The following is a 5,999-nucleotide window of genomic DNA, read 5'->3' as shown; positions in this document are numbered from 1 at the left end:
TCACTTAACCACCCGAAGGGTGGATCACTTAACCACCCGAAGGGTGGATCACTTAACCACCCGAAGGGTGGATCACTTAACCACCCGAAGGGTGGATCACTTAACCACCCGAAGGGTGGATCACTTAACCACCCGAAGGGTGGATACAAAAGAACTAACTGAACATGTTTGAATTATAACGCTGACTATATAAAATGCGCAATCTTTTTCTTGCTTAACCTGCCATTTTTTTGATCATAGAAAACCGCATTGAACTAAAAGTCGACCTCACTTTTTTATGATCCCTATCTTGAAACGCAGCGACACCTGGGACTCAACGGATCGCTCAAAAACGCTCGCCCTTCGATGAACGTTTGGACTTCCTCCGTTAATCTTATCTTAAGCGCGCAGGCAGCCGTTTGAAGGCTGCCCGCAGCGATTCGGACGCACGCGTAGCGACGACATACTCAAGCCGTCGCTACTGATCCTCTGCGTTAGCTCACAATCTCACCAAGCTTACGAGCGAAAACCGTATAAATCCGCACCGGCTGCCCACCGATCCGCATCGTTTTGGCCCGTTCACGACTGCCTGCCTTCCGTTTCGGGATCACGCCGCAGTCCTCAAGAACCTCGAGGTAGCGTTTCACATCGAAACCCTTGATCGCACCCTGGAGGCCTTTCGGCGTGAAGAGATAAACGCGGTCACCATGTTCATCGTGCTCCCACCAGCCCGCACGATCACGAACGTTGGCATCACTGCAACTCATGGGGGCAAACCGGCTGTCACCATGACACTCGAGGAAGCTCGCCAGGGCGTCGAGAATCTGCCGCCGTTCATCGTTGCCCTCCCCACGATTAGCCCGCCACAACTCAAAAGCACAAGCAGCCGCCTCAGTCGCTGCCCCTTGGGGCCAACCAGTGAGCCCATACTCTGTTGCCAGTTCCCCGGCGTAAGCAATCAGTGCCAGCCTCGTTGCGGCCCGTTTCTCTTGACCTTCAGCCCTCGACGGATTGAAAGCCGAGTGGTCTTTGATCCGCTGGAGCTCAGCGGAGAAATCCCTGCTGTCATTGGTCAAGCGTTCAAGGAACGACCGCCCGACCACACCGTAGTTGGTTCCGGCAGTACGCTTAAGCGTGTCGGAAAACTCGGCACCGCTGCCAAGATGATGAAGTTCATCGAAGCAACCAAAGCGCCTGGTGACAGGAATGTCGAGCAAGCGCACGGATTGCCCCGCCTTCATCTGCAACCCCTCTTCCTCCATCGTTGTGGCAATCGCCCGCTCGCCGCTCGAAAGGGTGATTCCTTTCCACCTTGCGACAGGCTTAGCGCCACCGGTTTGGTCTGCACGCATCCTGCCAATGTTGTTTCCAAACGAGTAGGCGATGGCGGGCACGTCCTTAGTAACGGCCTCCGACGTCTCATCAATCACCAGAAGGCAATCGTTAAAAAGTACCGCTGCACCCTCCACACCGTTGGTTGTCGCGCGCCAACTACGTTTGTACGCCTCCCCACCCCAAACCGAACGTGCTGCCTCAAGGATGGTGGTCTTTCCTGTCGATGATTCAGCGTAAAAATGCAGACCACCGCTCTCGGTCCTGGTGCGCTCGAGCAAAGGTCCGGCGAACGCAGCGGACAAGCCAAGGATCAGCATCGGATTGCCATGAGCCAGAAGCGCAATTCCGCGTTGCCAGTCCTCGAGCGTTCCACTCTGGCCGAACTCCTCCGCCCCTCGTTCGACCCCCTGATAGATGACGCTTGATGCGTTCGGCCCGATCACCCGATCCGGAAGCACAAATTCGCTTCCATGCCACCCGACCTGCTTCGTGCAGAAGCACGTCTCCTTTGGTGCCTTGCGAGACAAATAGGCGGTCAGCAGGTTGCGCTCTTTCAGATTAATGTCGAGGCCCATTTCGAGAAGATGCTCACGCAGGTCAGCCCCGTCACTCTTGAGCAACCTCATCGGCATGGCCCATTTCCGCCATTTTCCAGCGGTGCTCTTGAAGTTCAAGAGCCGTCCAAAGTTGTTCATCATGCGATCATGCGTCTGCGCCAAGATGTGCATTGAACCGCAGATCCTGATATCCGCATATTCATCTGGTTTCCGCGCGGCTCCTTTCTTGTAGCCATGAAAATAAACCCCTTCCGTTACCCAATCACCCTCTTCATTGAAGCCGCTGTGATCGTAAACACAGAAGCAAGGACGCTCAGCGGCTTCAGGGAACCTGATCTGCCTGACAAGCCTTTTGCTGGCGTCGCTGTTATCGTCGGCCAGAGCCCTATCAGACCTGTTGCAAGCTTCAGTGCTGTGAGGTTTAGCCTCGGATGATTCAGCATGCAGTCCCGAACTATTGGCGCTGAGATCGTAGTTGGCAATGTGGCTCGGAAGCTCCGCAGGCTCTTCATTTCCGTCCACCACTGCTACATCAAACTGATAGGAAGATTCATCAACTACCGTAACGCTATCGATCATTTCATCAAAATTCATTTTACTCTCCAAAAGTTAAGCGTCGTTCAAAGCGACGAATCGAACTCTAGAGAAAAAACGAAAGCTTTAATCTGAAACGTGAAATGAGTAACTCATTTGAGGATTTCCACCTGAAATGAGGGAGCTCGACTTAGACAATTAAAATGGCTCAAGTGTCGGCATTCAGGCTACTTCTTGCATGATTGCCGCCATCAAGTAAGTAACGCATGTTCCGCCAGGCGCACTGTCTTCAACGCTTCGAGATTGTCCAGACTGAGGAGCAGGCAGTCATCGGCCGGCACCAGGCCCTGCACCGACGAGATGAGCACGAACACCCTGGATGAGCGTAGGTAGCAGAGTGCGCGTCTGCGCCGTGTTGCCATCGCACGCTTCGTGGTAGATCGGCAGGCCCCGGCGACCTGCACCACGCCGAGCATGAGCTGGCGGGCGATCAGACCTTCCATGACCATGCAGTGTTGGCGCACGTCGCTGGCCTGCTGACTGAGTTCTTCGCTTCGAATCGTGGTGAGGTCTTAGAAGACCACCAACAGACTCTGGTCGATCAGCAGGCGAAAACCGCCCGATGACCGCCGGATCGGCCTCGTCCTGGTGGTCCATCAGGGCATCAGAGCTGCGCAGCAACCGCAGGTGCGTGACCGCCTACGGCCCGAAGTCGGGCAGCGCCACCGCCTGGACCCAGGGCAACAAGCCGAGCTTGGATCCCGGAGCGCACAGCCGGTTGAGCACGATCAGCCGGATGAGCGCTTCAACGTCCGTGGTGCGGCGCGTGCGGCCGAACACCCGCCGGAGCCCCGAGAAGCCCAGCGATATACAGAGCTCGGTCAGGGCCCACACGTTACCGAGCGCGCGCGGACTCGAACGACACCGTCGGTGCCGGCGGCTTGGCGCCCATCGGTTCGCGCCCTGGGACCTTCAGCAGGCCGTTGTTACGGACTTCGGAGCCATGCCAGTGCTGAGGTTCCTTTGCGAAAAGGGGCGAAAATCGAGATGAAGTGTCGAACCATGGGAAACTGATCACTACGACCAGTTTCGAGGGAAGACCAACGAAAAAGTAGCAGCACTATTTAAATTTTGGTAACGGAGTAACGCCACGAAACGTCTCGCCGCCATCAAGACGTGTCACGAAATCTCCGTCGTAGCAAGGGGTGCACGTCTGAAACGGCTGTAACGGCATCTGAGCATCATTTCACAATCAAGCAACGGCAGCACAACGAGGGCCATACTAATTATAGGTACCAATGTATCTTTAGCCCTCTTGATACACTTTAAGTTAACTTAGTTAATTAATCGAAAAATAAAATATAAAAACAGAACCATCTAAAACATAATGCAAATTATATATTTTAATCATACCATTTACTCTATTTTTAATTAAACTTGACCTAATCGTCTCTGCATATAATTACAATATAATATTCATTAAAAGCCTCCATTTATCATCAATATATAAAATCTATTGTTAGCCATAACTTCAAGCCAACACCCCTATCTGATCAATTTGTATAAAACATAGATAATCCAGTTATTTTTTCGATTCATCTTTTTGGTTAACCTATAATCCTCACCTGCAATTTCTCCTTTTCGCTGAGTCTACTGGAAAAGGAGATCTAGTACTTTAAAGTGACGTAACTGCCGTTACACACGTTCAGCCCAGCATTGACGGTTCTTCGAGCGATACGTCGTCTTGGAGCAGTACGTTTCAGCCGTAACAAAGAACGCTTAGAACTCTTCTACATCCTCCTTTCTACGGTTTCCGATGGTGTTCTGCCTACGCACTCCTCGCACTCCCGAACGGCACCTCGGATCGCGTCGGCAATGGGTGTCACCGACCGGCACATTGGAGCCAGTTGATGATCGGCACAATGGAGCCACCGCGTGATCGGCACATTGAGGCCAGTCCGTGATCGGCATATAGGAGCCAGTCGCGGATCGGTACATAGAGGCCAGCGCCGGATCGGCGTAATGGAGCCACTTCCACTCTGACGGACGTCTCGACCTTGAGCGGTCCATCGCTACCCTGCTGCCTTTTTGTTTGGCAGGAGGTAGGCGGTGGCCCGCAGGAGCATCGAGATGTACGAGTACCGCCAGGCCCTGATGCGCATGCGCCAGGGCGATTCCGAGCGCGAGATCGCGCGCTCGAAACTGATGGGGCGCAGCAAGGCGGCCCGGTTCCGCGAACTGGCCCACGCCCAGGGTTGGCTCGATCCTGAGCGCCCCTTGCCCGAGGACGCCGAGATCGCCGCCGCGCTCGGGCAGCCGAAGCTGCCGGTGACGGCCCAGTCCTCGATTGCCGCGTACCGGCCGCTGGTTGCGCAGTGGCTCGGGCAGGGCGTCTCCGGCGTGGTGATCCACACCACGCTCAAGCGCGAGCACGGGTTCAGCGGGCACTACTCCAGCGTGCGCCGGCTGATCGCCCAGATCGGCCGCGAGCAGCCGCCCGAGGCCACGGTGCGCCTCACCTTCGCGCCGGGCGAGGCCGCACAGGTGGACTTTGGCGCCGGTCCCCACCTGGTCGATCCGGCCACGGGCGAGATCCGCCGCACCTGGGCGTTGGTGATGACGCTGTGTTTCTCGCGCCACCAGTACGTGGAGTTCGTCTGGGACCAGAGCGTGCGCACCTGGCTCGGCTGCCACCGCCGTGCCTTCGAGTGGTTCGGTGCCGTGCCCGCGCGGCTCATCATCGACAACGCCAAGTGCGCGATCACCCGCGCGTGCATGCACGACCCGCAGGTGCAGCGCGCCTACGCCGAGTGTGCGGAGGGCTACGGTTTCCGGATCGACGCCTGCCCGCCGCACGACCCGCAGAAGAAGGGGATCGTCGAGGCCGGCGTCAAATACGTGAAGGGCAACTTCCTGCCCACACGCAGCTTCCGCGACCTGGCCGACCTCAACGCGCAGGCGCGCGAGTGGGTGTTGAACGAGGCCGGGCTGCGCATTCACGGCACGACCCGCGTGCGCCCGCTCGACACCTTCGCCGTCGAGCGCAGCACCTTGCTGCCGCTGCCCGAAGTGCCGCCGGATCTGGGCACCTGGCATGCGGTGACGGTGCATCGCGACTGCCACGTCAGCTTCGAGCACGCGCTGTACTCGGTGCCCTTTGCGCTGTAACCGTTCACTGATCGGCGTTCTTTTCCCGCCCGCGCCCACGCGGAACAATCCCTCCCACTTTCACGAGGGAGGAGTCGGCAGTGACCAGGGCGACAGCGACCAACAACAAGTGGCGGCGCCGTAGCCGCGAGGAGTGGCAAGCGACCTTGGCGCGATTCGCTGCGAGCGGTCTCGGGATCGAGCCGTTCTGCCTGCGCGAGGGGCTGAGCGTGTCGAGCTTCCAGCGTTGGCGGAGCCTGCTGGGTAGCCAGACGCCGCCGGCCGCGCACCCGGGATCCGGACAAGCGTCCGAACCCATGGGCTTCGTCGACGCCGGCACGCTCAAACTCGGCGGCACCGGTCGCCTCGAACTGCGGCTCGATCTGGGCGACGGCGTGATCCTTCACCTGTCGCGCGGCTGATGTTCTTCCCCGAAGGCGCGGTCCG

The 5,999-nt window shown here is 57.4% G+C and carries 2 protein-coding genes and 2 pseudogenes; 2 read left to right on the top strand and 2 right to left on the bottom strand.

All coding sequences use genetic code 11. The features are described 5' to 3' along the window. Positions 1–473 precede the first annotated feature (473 nt). Together RBT54_RS16240 and RBT54_RS16235 are read right to left on the bottom strand one after the other, a co-directional pair. Positions 474–2,465 (bottom strand): DUF927 domain-containing protein, encoded by a 1,992-nt coding sequence (locus RBT54_RS16240; protein WP_320368103.1) that lies wholly within the window; start codon positions 2,463–2,465, stop codon positions 474–476. A gap of 212 nt (positions 2,466–2,677) precedes the next feature. Next, positions 2,678–3,390: pseudogene (locus tag RBT54_RS16235) on the bottom strand (IS1634 family transposase); the annotation flags it as partial. A gap of 1,145 nt (positions 3,391–4,535) precedes the next feature. Here RBT54_RS16235 and istA point away from each other — a divergent pair. Then, positions 4,536–5,570, top strand: a pseudogene (istA, locus tag RBT54_RS16230) (IS21 family transposase); the annotation flags it as partial. A gap of 83 nt (positions 5,571–5,653) precedes the next feature. Next, on the top strand, positions 5,654–5,974 hold the full coding sequence (gene tnpA / locus RBT54_RS16225; protein WP_320368102.1) for an IS66 family insertion sequence element accessory protein TnpA: 321 nt from the start codon (positions 5,654–5,656) through the stop codon (positions 5,972–5,974). Positions 5,975–5,999: the final 25 nt, after the last annotated feature.

The sequence above is a fragment of the Thauera sp. genome (genome assembly GCF_034003485.1).
In the GTDB taxonomy this organism is placed as follows: domain Bacteria; phylum Pseudomonadota; class Gammaproteobacteria; order Burkholderiales; family Rhodocyclaceae; genus Thauera.
The sequence above is the reverse complement of the archived record's forward strand: the minus strand, read 5'-3'. Positions and strand labels throughout refer to the sequence as shown.